Below are 16,785 nucleotides of genomic sequence, written 5' to 3'. Positions count from 1 at the left end.
GCTTGCCTCGCGTCGGCGACGGGTGAGGCAAGCAGTCAATCGCCCCCAGGCGATTACGGTCAAGTACGATCAAGCTACGCTCAGTTAAGAGCAGATTAAGTCCGGCGCCCGTCGCCCCGGCTGTCACAGGGGCAACAGAGGCCGAAATCAGGGCACCTGCTGGCCCTTCCCCAACGCGATCACTCCGCCCTTGGACACCGTGTACAGCTCGGAGTCCCGCTCCGGATTCACGCCGATGGTCGCGCCCGGTGGCACCTGAACGTTCTTGTCGAGCACGGCACCGCGCACCACCGCGCCCCGCCCGATGTGCACGTTGTCGTGCAGCACCGAGCCCTGGACCACGGCTCCCGGGTCGACCACGACACCCGGCGACAGGACCGACCGGGTGACCTGCCCGCGGATCAGGCAGCCCGCGCTGATGATGGACTCGCTGGCGATGCCGCCCGCGTTGAAACGGGCCGGGGAGAGCTGACCCGAGTGGGTGTAGATGGGCCAGCTGCGGTTGTACAGGTTGAAGGTGGGGCGTTCGGCGATGAGGTCCATATGGGCGTCGTAGTACGCGTCGAGCGTGCCGACGTCCCGCCAGTAGCCCTGGTCGCGGGTGGTCTCGCCGGGCACGTGGTTGGCGCTGAAGTCGTACAGCTGGGCCTCGCCGCGGTCGGTGAGCTGCGGCAGGATCGAGCCGCCCATGTCGTGCACCGAGTTCACGTCCTCGGCGTCCCGTTGCAGCGCCTCGATGAGGGCCTTGGTGGTGAAGATGTAGTTGCCCATCGAGGCGAACACGCACTCGGGGTCGTCGGCCAGGCCGGGCGGGTCGGCGGGCTTCTCCAGGAAGCGTTCCACCGTCTGGCCGTCGGATCCGGGGCTGATCACGCCGAAGGCCGACGACTCGTCGCGCGGGACGCGGATCCCGGCCACCGTGACGCCCGCGCCGCTCTCGATGTGCTGGGCGAGCATCTGACGCGGATCCATGCGGTAGACGTGGTCGGCGCCAAAGACGGCCACATATTCGGGTTGTTCGTCGTAGATGAGGTTCAGGGACTGCAGGATCGCGTCCGCGCTGCCCAGGTACCAGCGCGGGCCCAGGCGCTGCTGGGCCGGGACCGGGGTGACGTAGTTGCCGAGCAGGCTGGACATCCGCCAGGTGGTGGTGATGTGCCGGTCCAGGGAGTGCGACTTGTACTGCGTCAGGACGCAGATGCGCAGAACGTCGGCGTTGACCAGGTTGGACAGCACGAAGTCGACCAGGCGGTACGTGCCGCCGAAGGTGACCGCGGGTTTCGCGCGGTCCGCGGTCAGGGGCATCAGGCGTTTGCCCTCTCCGCCCGCCAACACGATGCCGAGCACCGAAGGACCACCACGACGCATGGCCGCTCCCCTCACCCTGGTTGATCCATTCCTGCCCCTGAGCAGGGCGGACTACGCCTGTTCGAGGAACTCCTGTCCCACTAATTTGGTTTGAGGATCTTCTCGTAGAGCCGGACCGTGCGCCGGGCGACCGCGTCCCAGTCGAATTCGCCCACCGCTCGCACCCGTCCGGCCTCGCCCATCTCCCGCGCGGCCACCGGGTCCCCGAGGACCGAGTCCAGCGCCCCCGCGAGGCCCGTCTCGAAGTCGTCGTCGACCGGCACGAGTAAACCCGTCTTCCCATGGTCCACGACCTCGGGGATGCCGCCGACCCGGGAGGCCACGACGGGAGTGCCGCACGCCATCGCCTCCAGGTTGACGATACCGAGGGGTTCGTACACCGAAGGACAGACGAACACCGCGGCGTGCGTCAGAAGCTGGATCACCTCGGGGCGGGGCAGCATCTGCGGGATCCAGTGCACGCCCTCGCGGACCCGGCTCAGCTCCTGGAAGAGGTCGCGGAACTCCTGGTCGATCTCGGGGGTGTCGGGGGCGCCGGCGCAGAGCACGACCTGCGCGGCCGGGTCGATGTCCCGGACCGCGCGCAGCAGGTGGGGGACGCCCTTCTGCCGGGTGATGCGGCCGACGAACAGGACGAACGGGCGGTCCGGGTCGAGGCCGATGCGGCGCAGGACGTCGGTGCCGTGGTCGGGTCGGTAGAGGCTGGTGTCGATGCCGTTGTGCACGATGTGGACCTTGGCCGGATCCAGCCCCGGGTAGCAGCCGAGGATGTCCTCGCGCATGGCACCGGAGACGGCGATCACCCCGTCGGCGGCCTCGATCGCGGTGCGCTCCGCCCAGCTGGAGAGGGCGTATCCGCCACCGAGCTGCTCGGCCTTCCAGGGCCGCAGGGGCTCCAGGGAGTGGGCGGTCATCACGTGCGGGATGCCGTACAGGAGCTTGCCGAGGTGGCCGGCGAGGTTGGCGTACCAGGTGTGGGAGTGGACGAGCTCGCGGCCTTCGAGGCCGGCGGTCATCGCGAGGTCCACGGAGAAGGTGCGCAGTGCGTCGTTGGCCGTGTCCAGCACCGGCCAGGGGCGGTGGCGGATCACGCCGTCGGCACGGCCCTCGCCCCAGCAGTGCACATCCAGGTCGACGAGGGACCTCAACTCCCGGGCGAGGAACTCGACATGGACACCCGCACCGCCGTACACATCCGGCGGGTACTCGCGGGTCAGCAGTCCCACACGCACCCGGAACCCCCTGTCTCAGCGGCTGATTCTCTTCATGGTCACCCAGATGCGGCGCGCGGGGAAGACCGCGGGGGTCGTGTGAAGCAACAGTCGCCGCACACGCCTCCTCCGGGTACGCGGTAGTAGAGGCAGCAGCTGCGCCGCCGGAAGGCCGTGCCGGTGAGGGTGCCGGCGCCCGCGAGAAGGGGGTGGGAGAGGATTTCCGCGGTGCGGGCGCGGGCCGTGGCGGCCACGTCCGTACGGCCGTGGCGCCGCGCCCAGCCGTCCAGCTGCCGGGCGGCGCCCGCGAGCGCGGAGGCGGCGTTGCCCCACAACAGACCTTCGGCGATGCGGTACCGGGCGTGCAGGATGTCGGTCAGCGGCTGGAGGTGGGCGCGCAGCACGACGTCCGCGAGGGTCTCCGCGTCCGCGGGCACCGGCCGTACGGCGGACAGCCACAGGTCGTCGGGCGCACTCCCGTCGGGATCCCAGTGCAGCAGACGCGGGTCGAGGTCGGGGACCCGGCCGTAGAGGGCCGCGCAGCCGAGGGTCACCGACCACAGGCGGGCGGCGAGCCCCTGCTGGGCGACCGAGGCCGCGATCCGCACCTCGGGGACGCACAGGGCGTCGCCTACCTTGCGCACCCGGAAAGTCATAGAATCGTCGTGAACATCCGACAAGCCCCTCTCGTACGCGCACGCGAGCGTCGGCGGTGACGCGGGCGGGGCTCCTGCCGTGCGCAGTACGAAGAAGTCGCCGAGCGGGCGCAGCGCGGCGAGATCGGGGTCGAGGTCCACGAACAGCAGTAGTACCAAGGCCCCTAGGGGCTCCGACCACTAGGGGTCCGCCCCGGGTCACCCACCTTGGGGATGATGGCGCCCGATTCGTACTCCATCGGCAGTAGGACCCATTGACTGCTCTGGTACGACGACGGGAAGAACTTTTCACGGGATCGTGTTGGTCATGGAAGCCGACCGTACGCCGCGCCGGGCCCAGGGCCCCCGCCTCACGCAGAGGAGTCGCTCATGAGTGCCCTCGCGTTGTCCGTGCTGCTGTCGTTCGTCTCCGCGGTGGCGTACGCGGGCGGGGCCATCGTCCAGGAGCAGGTGGCGGTCTCCTCCCCCGGCCAGCAGTACGCGCCGCTGCGCCGGCCCATCTGGTGGGCGGCGGTCGCGCTGAACGGCCTGGGCGCGCTGCTGCACGTGGTGGCGCTCGCCTACGGCCCGCTGAGCCTGGTGCAGCCGCTGGGCGCGCTGACCATCGTCTTCGCCCTGCCCATGGCGGCACTGTTCGTGGGCCGCAAGGCCGGGGCGACCGCCTGGCGCGGCGCGATCATGGCGACGGTCGGTCTCGCCGGTCTGCTCTCCCTGGTCGGCGCGTCCGACGCGCAGTCGCTGGACACAGCGCAGCGGGTGGGCGTGGCCGTGGTCACCGCCGGTGCGGTTGTCGCGCTGATGATCGCCGGCCGGGCCGCACACCGGCACCCGGCGGTGCGCAGCATTCTGCTCGCGATCGCGTCCGGCATCGCGTTCGGCATGTCCTCGGTCTTCACCAAGACCGTCGCCGTCGACTGGACGGGGGGCGTCTCCGCGGCCGACCTGCCGTCCCTGGCCGTGATCGGCGTCCTGGCCACGACCGGCATGCTGCTGTCCCAGGCCGCCTACCGCGGTGCGGGCCTCGCGGCCCCGCTGGCCACGCTGACGGTCGTGAACCCGGTGGCGGCGGCCGCGGTCGGCATCACGATGTTCGGAGAAACCTTCCGCTACGGCACGACGGGCACCGCGCTCGCGCTGAGCTGCGGTGTGGTCGCGGCGGGCGGCCTGATCCTGCTGACCACCGAGCGGCTGCAGCGCACCCACCCGGAGCCCGTGGAGCCGCTGCCCGGGCCCGCCGCCCAGCCGGCGGCACCGCTGCCCGCGCCCGTCCCGGCGGAAGCGCACCAGGAACGGGTGCCCGAGCAGCCGGTCCCCGCAGGAGTCCGGGACGGCGTACTCGTCCCCACCCCGGCGACCGCCGCGGTCCAGGAAGCCACGCTCGTCCCGGCCGCGTCCGAAGAGCCCCAGGCACGGATGCCCGAGCAGCCGGTCCCCGCGGGGGTACGGGACGGCGTACTCGTCCCCACCCCGGCGACCGCCGCGGTCCAGGAAGCCACGCTCGTCCCGGCCGTGTCCGTCGCGGCGGTCCCGGAAGCCGCGCTCGCTCCGGTCCCGGCGGCTGCCGCGGTGCCCGAGGGCGTGCTCGTCCCGGCCCCGGTGTCGCCTTCGGCCCTGGACAGCGTCCCCGTCGCGGAGGATGCCTCCGAGGACGCGGAGCCATCGGGGTCCGACGTGCCGGCGTACCTGTACGGCCCCTTCTACGCCGGTCCGTTCGTCGCGCTGCCCGTCTTCGACCGGCACCGCACGCGTGTCAAATCCTGATGCCGCCGGCCTTCAGGTAGGCCACCGGGTCGACGTCCGTTCCGAAGCCGGGCCCCGTCCGCACCTCGAAGTGCAGATGCGGGCCCGTGCTGTTGCCGGTGGAGCCCGAGCGGCCGATGCGCTGGCCGCCGCCCACCGTCTGCCCGCTCTTCACGGAGATCGCCGACAGATGCGCGTACTGGGTGTAGCGGCCGTCGGAATGCCGGATCACCACCTGGTAGCCGAACGATCCGCCCCACCCGGCGGTGACGACCTTGCCGGCCCCGACCGCCTTCACGGACGTGCCGGTGGGCACCGCGAAGTCGACGCCCGTGTGGTAACCCTTCGACCAGGAGGAACCCGTCTTGCGGTACGGCGTGCCCGCGGCGGCGTTCACCGGGGAGACCAGGGAATGGCTGGTCGTGGCCTTGTCTTCGGTCTCCTGGGTGCCCGAGGCGGCCTTCTCGGTGGCGGACTTGCCACCGGCCTGGGTGCTCGTCGACGCGGTGGTGGCCTCCTGACCGCGCAGCTTCAGCCGCTGACCGGGAATGATCAGGTCGGGGTCCGGTCCGATGGCCTTCCGATTGGCCGCGTACAGCCCCCGCCAACCGCCCTTGACCCGCTCGGCGTCGGCGATCTCGGAGAGCGAGTCGCCGCGGACCACCGTGTACATCTCGGCGGTCCCGGCCCGGGACTGGGGCGTGGTCTGCGGCTGTACGTCCGCCACGGAACCGCTGCCCGACTTCTTCGCGGCGCTGTCGCCGGTCCCGGCGGGACGGATGTCCGGGGTGTCCCCGCCCCGCGTCAGCCCCGCCCGCACCGAGCAGGTCGGCCAGGCTCCCGGCCCCTGCCCGTCCAGCACCTTCTCCGCCACGGCGATCTGCTGGTCCTTGGTGGCCAGATCCGCTCGCGGCGCGTACCGCGTACCGCCGTACGCCTCCCAGGTGGACCGGGTGAACTGCAGTCCGCCGTAGTAGCCGTTGCCGGTGTTGATGTTCCAGTCGTTGCTCGACTCGCACGCGGCGACCTTGTTCCAGGTGTCCACGTCGGCGGCCTGCGCGACCCCGGCACCGATGAGCGGCATCGCCATCCCGGCACCGCCCGCCGTGACGGTGAGCGAGGCACGGTTGATCCTGTTCGGCTGATACCGGCGGTGCCGGCCGCGTACGGCCATGAAGAGCCCCCTAGGCATGCGTCAGGAGGGGCAAAAGTAAGCGCTGCGAACAGGCCATGACAAGGCGGCAATCGGCCGTGTGCTTCCGTTCAAGCAAGCGGGAATAACCGCCAGTTGCGCAGTGGCTGAGGCGGGTGGTGCCTCTCGTGCGTATCTGCCTGCGGAGCGCCGCCCGACCCCGGACGCGCGGTCGGCGTACCGGCACGTCAGGATGGTCGAGGGGCAATACTGACGGGCACGACCGGCAGGCACCGGCACCACCGACAACCGGATCCCCGGATCCTTGAGGAGCCAACCGAATGAGCAATTCAGCCCAGATCGGCGTCACAGGACTCGCGGTCATGGGCCGCAATCTCGCCCGCAACTTCGCGCGCAACGGCTACACGGTCGCGTTGCACAACCGGACGGCGTCGCGTACGCACGCGCTGGTGGAGGAGTTCGGGAGCGAGGGCGACTTCGTGGCGGCCGAGACCGCCAAGGAGTTCGTGGCGGCTCTGGAGCGACCGCGGCGCCTGGTCGTCATGGTGAAGGCCGGGGAGCCGACGGACGCGGTGATCCAGGAGTTCGCCCCGCTCCTGGAGCCGGGCGACATGATCATCGACGGCGGCAACGCGCACTTCGCGGACACCCGGCGCCGTGAGCGAGAACTGCGCGAGCAGGGCATCCACTTCGTCGGCATGGGCGTCTCGGGCGGCGAGGAGGGCGCGCTGCTCGGGCCGAGCATCATGCCGGGCGGGCCCAAGGAGTCGTACGACTCGCTGGGCCCGATGCTGGAGAAGATCTCCGCGAAGGCGGCGGACGGGACGCCGTGCGTGACGCACGTGGGGCCGGACGGCGCCGGACACTTCGTGAAGATGGTGCACAACGGCATCGAGTACGCCGACATGCAGCTGATCGGTGAGGCCTACCAACTGCTGCGCGATGTCGCCGGGTACGAGCCCGCGCAGATCGCGGACATCTTCCGCACCTGGAACACCGGACGCCTCGACTCCTACCTGATCGAGATCACCGCCGAGGTGCTGTCGCACGTGGACGCGGCGACCGGCAAGCCCTTCGTGGACGTGGTGGTGGACCAGGCCGAGCAGAAGGGCACCGGCCGCTGGACCGTCCAGATCGCCCTCGACCTGGGCGTCCCCGTCTCCGGCATCGCCGAGGCGGTCTTCGCCCGCTCGCTCTCCGGGCACGCCGCGCTGCGGGAGGCCTCGCGGGGGCTCGCCGGACCGAAGGCGTCGCCGCTGAGCGAGGCGGAGGCGGGCGCCTTCGCCGACCGCGTGGAGCAGGCGCTGTACGCCTCGAAGATCGTGTCGTACACCCAGGGCTTCCACGAGATCGCCGCGGGCAGTGAGGAGTACGGCTGGGACATCGACCTCGGCGCCGTCTCCGCGCTCTGGCGGGGCGGCTGCATCATCCGCGCGGCCTTCCTGGACCGCATCCGTGCCGCGTACGACGCCCGGGCGGACCTGCCGAGCCTGCTGTCCGACGAGACGTTCGCGCAGGAGATCGCGGCGGCCCAGGACGACTGGCGTGAGGTCCTCGTCGCCGCGACCCGCCAGGGCGTCCCGACGCCGGGCTTCGCGGCGGCCCTCGCCTACTACGACGCGCTGCGCGCGGAGCGGTTGCCCGCGGCACTCACGCAGGGGCAGCGGGACTTCTTCGGCGCGCACACCTACCGGCGGACCGACCGGGACGGGTCGTTCCACACGCTGTGGGGCGGGGACCGGTCGGAGGTCTCCGAGTAGGCGAGCCTCGCGGAGGTACGAAGCGGCGGTGGGCGGCCCGGAGGCCGTCCACCGCCGCTTCGCGCGCCGGGGGCAGGTACCGGCGGTGCCGGCTCAGGACAGTGGCGGTCCCGGCTCCGGGTTCGGGACCGGCTCCGGGCCCGGCGGGATGGGGGACGGGGAGGGCTCCGGGGTCGGCCGTGGAGGCGGACTCGGGTCCGGACCTGGCGCGGGCGGCACCGGGTCGGGGTACGGCTGCGGCGGCTGAGGATCCGGGCCGGGTGTGGGCCCCGGCCCGGGGCCCGGTGTGGGGTCCGGGTGGACGGGGTCGGGGTACGGGTTGGTCATGGCGTCCTCCGGCCAGTCGGTCGACATCGGCTCTGGACTACTCCCCCGCGTACCCGACGGCAGCGCCACCACTCACCCCGCCGCGTGAAGGGGCTGAGCCGGGTGGGTCTGCCGGTGTGCGGGGCAGACCGAGGTCCTCGCCGTGTGCCGCCTGGCGAGGATCTCCGTGTGCCGCACGGCGGTCGACGCGCGGCCGCTGATCTGACCGGCTCAGCCGCAGTGGCTGAGGCAGCAGGCGATCCGAACGCGTCGCTCAGAACCGTCCCGGATGCGCCACGAGCCACTCCTTCGCCGCCCGCAGCAGGGCGGGGCCGGCCGGCGGGGCCTCGGCGGGGTGACGCTCGGCCCACTTGACGACGTACGGGCACAGCGGGGCGACGGCGATGCCCTCGCGGTTCGCCATGGCGTACAGCTCACGCGCCAGGGAGCCCGCGATGCCCTTCCCCTCGTGGGCCGGTTCGACGATCGTGTGGACCGGGACGAGCGCGCCCTCGGGCGACTCGAGCACGAAGTACTCGATGTGGCCGACCACTTCACCGGAACCGTCGCCGATCGCCTCCAGGCGGCCCGCCGCCCGGTCGTCGCGGATCTCGATGTCGCTCATGGGCACGCTCCTGGTCCGAAGATCGTCGGAAGTCGGGGTCAGGCCACCACGGCCTGCGGGCTGCGCTCCTGGTCCGAGCCCGGCACCGGCTCGGACGGGTCGGCTCCCAGGGCCACGATGCGGTTGTCGCGGTCCACGTGCACGACCCGGGGTTCGAGTGCCCGCGCCTCGGCATCGGTCACCTGAGCGTAACTGATGATGATCACCAGATCGCCGGGGTGGACGAGGTGGGCGGCCGCCCCGTTGATCCCGACCACACCCGAGCCACGCTCACCCTCGATGACGTACGTCTCCAGCCGGGCGCCGTTGGTGATGTCGACGATGTGCACGAGCTCGCCGGGCAGCAGGTCCGCGGCGTCGAGCAGGTCGGCGTCGATGGTCACCGATCCCACGTAGTGCAGGTCGGCCTGGGTGACGGTGGCGCGGTGGATCTTGGACTTGATCAAAGTTCGCAGCACTTTGGACTCCTAGAAGACGGCTCCCCGCCAGCTTTCTGCAGGTCAGGGGCGTCCCTCACTGTACATCGGCATGCCTTCGACTCGAAGACCTCCAGGAAAATCGTGCGTTGCTGTGACCAGGCTTCCCGCCTGCGCATTTCTGCGCCAGCCAGGCTGCCGCGAAGCCACCGACCAGGCGCACGCGCGAGGAACCGTACGGGACTGATGCTGAGTGGATGCTGACTTACCTGACGTCTCATCAGGCATGTTGAGAGTCGGCGGCATTTGGCCTGCTAAGCGGTAACTGAGCACCGACGCCCTCGGCCTGGTCCCGACTTGCGCCAGGTCCTCCCGCTCGGCTGCCTCGAGTTCGTAACGGGCGAGGGCTGTGCCCCCGGGAGGAAAGTCAAGAAGGCTCCGGCTCCTCCCTTGCGCCGAATTCGACGATGAGACTTCCGGACTGTTTGATCCCGGTGAGCATGACGTTTCCGTTCGGGCGGATGCGCAGTTGGTGCAGCGGATCGGGAACGAGACGCAGGACAGGATTGGAGTCTACCGCGAGTCCTGATACCACTACGAGGAAGAACTCGGCTCCCGAGACCGCTCGTTCGCATTCCTTAGCGGTGAGGGTCACCGTGTCCTGCTCGGGTCCATAGGTCGTCTTCAGCTCATAGAACCGATCGAGCGCGTCCACGGCATCGGCGCCCACGCCGTGCTGGTGCCGTAGATCGCGCAGCCACTCCGGTTCCTGCTCCGTGCCCAGAACCTTGCGCAGGAGGTCCAGAGCCACTTTCTCCTGGCGGTCGATGTTGGGGGCAGGGGGAACCAGACGTGGTGCGGGCACGGTCGGTGCGTAGGCAGGCGGGGTGAGGCGGGCTCTGACGGATGCACCTCCGCCAGCCGCGGGCACACCACCAGCGGACGGCAACGCCTGGGTGGTCCGGCGAATGCCGGTGATGCGGAGGGCTGCCGGATCGACGAATTCTCGCGGTGCCGAGACCGGGACGGCCGGGGCCAGGCGGCCAGAGACCGAGGGCAGGGGTGTCGACGCGGGCGGCCGACCACCTGCCTTGTTCTGAGCCGTCTTGACTTCTGTCTCCAGCGCAGCAAGGCGTTGGGCACGCTTGGCATCAGTCGCCGCCTGGTCCTGCGCGACCCGCTCCTCGGCCAGCTCGAGCCGCACCGCCTCTCTTCCGCGCTCCGCCTCGTCGTAGGCGGCCGCCCAGGAGTGGGCGACCTGCCGCCGGTCCTCAGTGAAGCGAGTGGCGATGGCCCGGCCTGCCTCAGACGGTCGCCTCAACAACTCCCGGTCCACCGTCCATAGTGTGCGAGAGTCCCGGTCGAGGGCGGTACGCACCGGCCCCCGCACCGGTTCCCCACCGGGGAGGGTGACCAGACACTCCAGCGACGAGGTGATCCGCACCTCGACCTCGGCCAAGTCCTCCCACGGGCAGTCGAGGGATCCCGCGACGGCGACGGCGTTGCGCTGCAGGTCCTCGCGGAGCAGATCCAGCGCGTGACGCACGAGGTCGGTTGCTTCCTTGTCGACGGGCGCGTCCTCCGCGGGGCGGAAAGTAATGTCCGCCGCTCCCAGCTCGGTCACCCGCAGGCATCTGAGGAGCGCCGTAAACTGTTCGAGTTCCCCGCCCGGCAGCCACACCGAGATCCGCGAGCCCAGCGCCTCGGTCAACGTTGCGTCGGCCGCGTAGACCGGGCGCTTACTGGTCCATCCCCGGCTCGTGCGCAACGGCAGTCTCCCCACGAGAGAGGCGGTCATTCTCTCTGGGTGTTCGCGGGCCGTTCGGGCAAGCATCTGCAGGGTCTGGAGCATCACGGTCTCGGCTTCGGCGTCGACCGGCGCCCGCGCGCCTCGCTCCTCCCTCGCCTCGCGGGCCACCTCCCTGACGACCCGTACTGCGTCCTCCACACCGGCCTGCGGAACCGCGAGGGTCTCCCAGAGGGCGTCACTGCCCTTGAACGACGGCGCGAAGGCGGCCCACCGGCCGAAGACCGGGAGGCCGCGGAAGCAGTCGCTCGGCCGGCGCCAGCCCAGTGACGTGAGAATCAGTCCGCGGCCCTGCCCGAAGGCACGCACGACAGTGGCGGTCACCTGTGCGGCGTCCTTGCCCCGGTGTGCGGTCAGTCGCTCGGCGAGCGCCCGGTAGAGGAGCTGCGCCGCCGGATGGTCGGGGGCTTCGGTTTCCCGGGCGCGCAGTCGGCGCAGCGCCTCCAGGAGGTCGGCGACACCCGGCTCGCCGGTGACGCCAAGAGCGACCAGCACCTCTCCTCGTCTGCCGACCGCCTGCTGGAGGTCGGGGTGCAGGAATCCGGCACTGTCCGCACCGTAGACGGCGACGGTACTGGTCGTGCGCTCGCGCAGGCCGCGGGGAGCCGCCGGTGCGCCGTCCTGGTTGTCCAGCCACGCCGTGGTCTTCAACTGCCACAGCCAGAAGCCGTCCGTCTCCCCGCAGGGGTTCCATGTGTGGTGGTCCCGGACAGCGCGGACCTTGTGGTGCTCGGACAAGGCGCCCCAGTTGCGTCCCAGCACCCGCAGCAGCGCGGCGGCCCGTCGGCGTCGTACTGGCCCGTCTTTCTCGGCGGCGATGTCATGGACGACGGCCATCAGGTCAGGGCTGTCGCAGTCCTCCAGGGTGTAGGTGGCCGATTTGTTCCGTAGGTCCTGCGACCTCTCCGCAGGGCCGCCCAGGACCTGGGCCGGCAGACCCTCGCTCGGGGACGAAGCGGTGAACCGGTGCTCGATCCCGGGGTGCGGCCGCAGCCGCGGTCCCTTTTCGGCACCGAGCAGGTGGAAGAACGCTCGGGCGCCCAGGCCCGTCCCCGCCCCGGGCAGGACCTGGGCATAGCGGGGCCGCAGCCACGTCAGGCCGGTGGCGGTACCTGCGGCCGTCTCGAAGCTGTCCTCCCGGTCCACACTGTCCAACCCGGCCGGCAGGTAGGCATCCGCTGGTCTGACCTGTACGTCCTCCCTACGACCGCCGGGCCCGAACCGGCGGCCGTGCAGCAGGACGGCGCGGCCCACGTCCTTGCCCAGCCGCTGGCGCTCCTTCGCGGGGACGCGCAGAAACCCCTCGCGCAGCGCTACCAGTTGGTCGTCGTCCAGGACCAGAGGCGCGATGTCCTTTCGGGCGCCACGGGCGGCGAGCTGGCGGATGGCGGGCACCGGATCCGCGCCCGTGACGAAGACCTGCTGTTCGCTCAGCCATGCACGGACTCGGGCCGCTTCCCCGGTCTCGGCGACGAAGGTCGGGTGCAGCACGTGGCTGAGCCCGAGCACCTTCGCAAGCCCCTGCGCCTTGTCAGTGAAGAACTCCGCGGCTCCGAACCAGGGCACCTGGTGCCGTGCTCCGGAGAGGTCCACCAGCCACTTGTGCCATCGAAGCTTCTGGGTCTCGCCCTCGGCGATAGCTACGGAAGCGAGTGCGACCGTCGCCTCCGGGCTTCGGGACGCATCTCCGAGGAGCGCGTCCACAGCCATCGGGACGGTGACGGTCCCGGGCGCGGCACCGTCGTGTTCGGCCCAGTCCTCGAGCACCTCCTGCCATCGCCCCTCCATATCCCGCGCCGCCGGAGGCAATACGGCCGTGCGGCCGGCCACCTGCGCGATCTCTGCCTCCGAGAGCGCTGGCAGAAGCACCTCGTCACCAACGGCGAGGTCGGCGATTTCGAGGTCACCATGGAGCGGCGTCCGCAGGCGCAGTTCGTACGACACCCTCGCGCGCGCAAGGGTCAGGAACCGCTGCTCCAGGTCGCGTACAGGTCCCTTGGGCGACCGGACGTTGTGCGGCAAGGGCAGGCACCGCCAGGCCGCGGTCGGGTCCAGCCGAAGCTGTCGCACCATGACGGCGGCCCAGAGGTCGGCCAACAAGGGAAGCAGCGCCTGGTTCCACGGGGTGTCGTTGAGATGCTGACGGCTCGGGTTCGGATCGAACTGGGCGCCGACCCGGAGCGGAAGTCCCAGCTCGGTCACGGGCAGTCCGACATGCACCTGCCCGGCAGCCTCGTCGCCCGCGCCCTCGTGCAGCGGGATCGCGACGGCAAGGCCGGTCGATTCACCCGCGGCCTTCCGAATCCGCGGCACGTCCGGCGGGCTCGGCACGGTGGCACGGCTAACCTGCCAGGTCATGCCGCCAGATGACCGGGCCGTGCGCACGTCGATCACGGTGTCCCGGCCGCCGATGACGGCCTCGTAGGTGTCGGGTTCGCCCCACTCCAAGGCGAGGCGGCTGTGTACGTCGCCGCCCTCCCGTTGATGCTCGACCGTGCGCACGTGGTCGAGGAAGAGCAACGCCTCGTCACCCCATGCGGCAAGCCAGTCGTCGACATCCTGCCCCCGCACATCGGCGGGGGTGGCGAGCGGGATGCGCAGGACCGTCCAACCGTCGTCGGCGAACCAGGAGGGGACCGGGAAGGGGTCGGCGAGGGACACGTCGGGGTCCCCGATCCGGACGCGGTAGAAGCCGCAGAAGATCTCCAGGACCGGGGACAGCCGCCGGAGGGTCATGAGCCCGATGCCGAACCGACCGGTGGCGTCGGGGTCGTCGTCCTTGCTCGTCAGCGACGGCATGGCTAGCGCCATCACATCGGTCAGCCGTACCGGACGCCCGTCGTGCGCTACCAGCAGCTCCGTGTCACGTACGAAAATCCTGACCTGGTTCGCCCCGAGGTCGTCGGCGTTCTGCACGATCTCGGACAGCCCCTGCAGTGGGTCGGTCGAAAGGTCCCCGCCGTTGTCTCGCTGCCGACGCAGCCCATACCGCATCTGTCCGGGCAGCTCCACGAACAGACGCCCGAGCCGCTCTACGGCCGCACATGTCGCTTCGGGCCCGACCGGTTCCACCACCTCCGCCCCGCCCGCCAGCCCCTCCCGGTTCATGAGTTCCTCGGCCGCCCAAATCGCCTGCTCCACCTCGGCCGCCGTCGACCCGCCCCGCTCAGCGGTCACCCCCGCCCCCTTGCTGTGGGATCCACGGTTACCGATCGTAGATCGTCGAGGAGGAGGAAGGGGCGGAAACGGTGGTCGGCGTGACCCCGTCGATTCCCGCGTCCGACCGCTTCGTTGTGTCTGCCATACCAGTCCGTTCGCACAGGTACGAGGATCATGGTTCCGCCTCAAGCTGCCCCGGGCTCGTCGTACTGAAGGCGGCAGCGCAGCGTGCCGCCTACTGGGACGGCCGCTATCCCTTGGCCGTGGACTTTCGACACTCCTCCGCCACGACGACCACATCCCCTGCTGTCACGGACTGCACGCAAGGTGCAACACGTAGTACCTTTGTCTGCCTCAGCGTCAGGAATGACCTTGCCGCAACTAGGCGTATCGGCTTGCAGCCCCTAGTGCGGTGAGAGCGATGGGGGGACATCGTGGGTGCCGCGCCGCGTTTCATGGCCGCGAAGGCACGTCCGTTACCAGTACTCGTACTGGCGGACGTGAGTGGGAGCATGGGGGAACCCCAAGAGAAGATCGATGTGCTCAACGAGTGCATCCGTCGCATGCTCGACGATTTCGCCACGGCCGACATCGGGCGAGGCACCATCCACGTCGGAGTGATCGCCTTCAGCCGCGATCGGGCTGAACTGCATCAGAACATGGTGCCCGCGGCCGATGCGTCCTGGACCGACATGGAGGCCCGAGGTGGCACCCCGCTCGGTGCCGCCCTCGAGCTCGCCGACGCGGTACTGCGTGACGAAGCAGCCGTCCCCACCAGGTCCTTCTCTCCCACGCTCGTTCTCGTGTCCGACGGCATGCCCACCGACGAGTGGGAAGAGGCCCTTGACCGGTTGCTCGAATCCCCCAAGGGTTCCAGAGCCAACCGGCTGGCGGTCGCCATCGGTCCCGACATGACCGAGCAGGCAAAAGCCGTACTGCGCCGTTTCGTCAGCGACGAGGCCAACGGCGTTTTCGAGGCACAGGACGTCGGACGCATCCAGCAGTACTTCCGCTGGGTCACGGTCACCGTCACCCAGCAGGCTCGAAGTACTCGTCCGGACCGGGCGCCGGTACTGAGCCCCGACGACTTGTCCGACTTCGGCGCCTGAACCGGCGGGACGCGGCGAGAGGAAAGGCACCCCCGTGGCATCGCGCTGGGATCTCGGCGGCCTGCTGCGGCCCGTCGAGGACGAGTACCACCAACTGTGGTCACTGTCCCACTCGATCGGAGCCGGCGGCCAGGGCGAGGTATGGCTGGCCCGAGGCGGACGAACCGCCGTCAAAATGATCACTGCTCCGACTCAGGAAGCAGCAGAGGCTGTACACGTTCGGCTGCGCCGCATCCAGCGCCTTCCGTTGGACGGTGTCCCGCTGGCCGGCGTGCTCGCCCTGCTCGCCCCGCCGAAGCTCGGTTATGTCATGGAACTGGCCGACGAGATGGTTTCGTTGGACACCTTGTGCGTCCCCGACGAGGAGGACCTGGCAGCCTGGTATGTGCGCACCGGGGGTCTGGAACGCCGACTGCGGCTGCTGGCCAAACTTGCGGACGCCGTCGCCCGGCTCCACGCCCGTGCCATCGTGTACCAGGACCTGTCCCCCTCCAACGTGCTGATTTCCGCCGCTGTCGAGCAACAGGAAGTCCGTCTCATCGACGTGGACAACCTCGGTCTGGCCTCGACCGTCGGATCCGCGCCGGTACACACCCCCGGATACGGGGCGCCTGAAATCGTGTCGGGTCGCAGCGGAGCCACCACACTGGCCGACGCACACGCACTCGGCGTGCTGATCTTCGAGACCCTCACGGCAAGTCACCCGTTCCGGGGCGACGAGGTGCTGGACTCCGACCCCGCCTACCAAGAGGAGTACGCAGACCGGTTCCGCCTGCCATGGATCGACCACCCCACCGACCGCACCAATGAGTGCACTCTGGGCATCACACCACGGCAGGAACTCCTGTCCGGTCAACTGTGGGACCTGGCCTCACAGTGCTTCGTGGACGCCGTGGCCAATCCCATCCTCCGGCCGTCGGCTGCCCGGTGGGCCGCGGCACTGCACTCCGCTGCGGGACAGACTGTCGAGTGCCCGGAGTGCGGATGGACCTACCGTGCCTCCGCACCCTCCTGCCTCGCCTGCCGGAGGCCCCGCGACCGTGTCTGGGTGCTGCGCCACGGACTGACCGGTCCGGTGGGTACCGAGCCGCAGGACCGATCGGGGAGCACTGACGACACCCCTGGTGTCCAGCTCTCGGAGGTTCCTCTGCCCGACTTCACCGCACTGCGTCCCGGCGGCGAGACGACTCTGACCGCCCGGCACACCTCACCCGCCCCGGATCGACCTGACGCGGTAGTCGCGCGGCTGCGGCTTCACAGCCAGGACGCCACCGTGCTGAACCTCTCCCGCGACAACCTCTGGCTGGACCGTCAAGACGGACGGCCATGGCGGGAGATCGGTCAGGGAAGCCAGGCAACCGTGCCTGTCGACGGCCGTGGCTGGACGATTCACTTCGGGAGACAGGGTGCGATCCACCGCTGGGTACGTCTGATGGCTGTGGAGGCGAGCAGGTGAGCGTTCGCCCCAGGGGGCC

Annotated in this window: 11 protein-coding genes; 4 read left to right on the top strand and 7 right to left on the bottom strand. The window is 70.3% G+C overall.

All coding sequences use genetic code 11. The features are described from left to right. Nucleotides 1–147: 147 nt before the first annotated feature. The 3 genes from glgC to ACFWWR_RS02045 all read right to left on the bottom strand — a co-directional run bounded on the left by glgC (nt 148) and on the right by ACFWWR_RS02045 (nt 3,394). The gene (glgC, locus tag ACFWWR_RS02055; RefSeq protein ID WP_383861357.1) at nt 148–1,368 is read right to left on the bottom strand and encodes a glucose-1-phosphate adenylyltransferase; all 1,221 of its coding nucleotides are present in this window, start codon (nt 1,366–1,368) and stop codon (nt 148–150) included. Nucleotides 1,369–1,448: 80 nt separating this feature from the next. Beyond that, nucleotides 1,449–2,600, bottom strand: a complete 1,152-nt coding sequence (glgA, locus tag ACFWWR_RS02050; RefSeq protein ID WP_384301462.1) for a glycogen synthase — start codon at nt 2,598–2,600, stop codon at nt 1,449–1,451. A 38-nt stretch (nt 2,601–2,638) separates the two neighbouring features. After that, entirely contained in the window at nt 2,639–3,394 is a 756-nt protein-coding gene (locus tag ACFWWR_RS02045) for a (2Fe-2S)-binding protein (protein WP_383861351.1), read from the bottom strand. Between the two features lie 210 nt (nt 3,395–3,604). On the opposite strand from ACFWWR_RS02045, the gene ACFWWR_RS02040 reads away from it, so the two are divergent. Further along, nucleotides 3,605–4,996, top strand: coding sequence for a DMT family transporter (locus ACFWWR_RS02040; protein ID WP_384301460.1), 1,392 nt, complete (start codon nt 3,605–3,607; stop codon nt 4,994–4,996). Here ACFWWR_RS02040 and ACFWWR_RS02035 read toward each other — a convergent pair. Beyond that, nucleotides 4,986–6,149: a transglycosylase family protein gene (locus ACFWWR_RS02035; protein ID WP_384301458.1), complete on the bottom strand. Its 1,164-nt coding sequence runs from the start codon at nt 6,147–6,149 to the stop codon at nt 4,986–4,988. The genes ACFWWR_RS02040 and ACFWWR_RS02035 overlap by 11 nt on opposite strands. A 299-nt stretch (nt 6,150–6,448) precedes the next feature. Between ACFWWR_RS02035 and gndA the strand changes: the two genes are divergently transcribed. Continuing rightward, complete coding sequence (gene gndA, locus ACFWWR_RS02030; RefSeq protein ID WP_383861342.1) at nt 6,449–7,888, top strand: NADP-dependent phosphogluconate dehydrogenase; 1,440 nt, start codon at nt 6,449–6,451, stop codon at nt 7,886–7,888. A 580-nt stretch (nt 7,889–8,468) separates the two neighbouring features. On the opposite strand, the gene ACFWWR_RS02025 is transcribed toward gndA, so the two are convergent. From ACFWWR_RS02025 to ACFWWR_RS02015, 3 genes are all read right to left on the bottom strand, one after another. Further along, on the bottom strand, nt 8,469–8,819 hold the full coding sequence (locus tag ACFWWR_RS02025; protein WP_383861339.1) for a GNAT family N-acetyltransferase: 351 nt from the start codon (nt 8,817–8,819) through the stop codon (nt 8,469–8,471). A gap of 38 nt (nt 8,820–8,857) precedes the next feature. Next, nucleotides 8,858–9,277, bottom strand: coding sequence for an aspartate 1-decarboxylase (gene panD, locus ACFWWR_RS02020; RefSeq protein WP_384301456.1), 420 nt, complete (start codon nt 9,275–9,277; stop codon nt 8,858–8,860). A 385-nt stretch (nt 9,278–9,662) separates the two neighbouring features. Next, nucleotides 9,663–14,219: a sacsin N-terminal ATP-binding-like domain-containing protein gene (locus ACFWWR_RS02015; RefSeq protein ID WP_384301454.1), complete on the bottom strand. Its 4,557-nt coding sequence runs from the start codon at nt 14,217–14,219 to the stop codon at nt 9,663–9,665. A 437-nt stretch (nt 14,220–14,656) separates the two neighbouring features. On the opposite strand from ACFWWR_RS02015, the gene ACFWWR_RS02010 reads away from it, so the two are divergent. Continuing rightward, nucleotides 14,657–15,310: a VWA domain-containing protein gene (locus ACFWWR_RS02010; RefSeq protein WP_384301592.1), complete on the top strand. Its 654-nt coding sequence runs from the start codon at nt 14,657–14,659 to the stop codon at nt 15,308–15,310. 34 nt (nt 15,311–15,344) lie between these two features. After that, complete coding sequence (locus ACFWWR_RS02005) at nt 15,345–16,766, top strand: protein kinase (RefSeq protein WP_384301452.1); 1,422 nt, start codon at nt 15,345–15,347, stop codon at nt 16,764–16,766. Nucleotides 16,767–16,785 lie beyond the last annotated feature (19 nt).

Origin of the sequence: Streptomyces sp. NPDC058678, from assembly GCF_042714835.1 — a bacterium.
GTDB lineage: Bacteria > Actinomycetota > Actinomycetes > Streptomycetales > Streptomycetaceae > Streptomyces.
The sequence above is the reverse complement of the archived record's forward strand: the minus strand, read 5'-3'. Positions and strand labels throughout refer to the sequence as shown.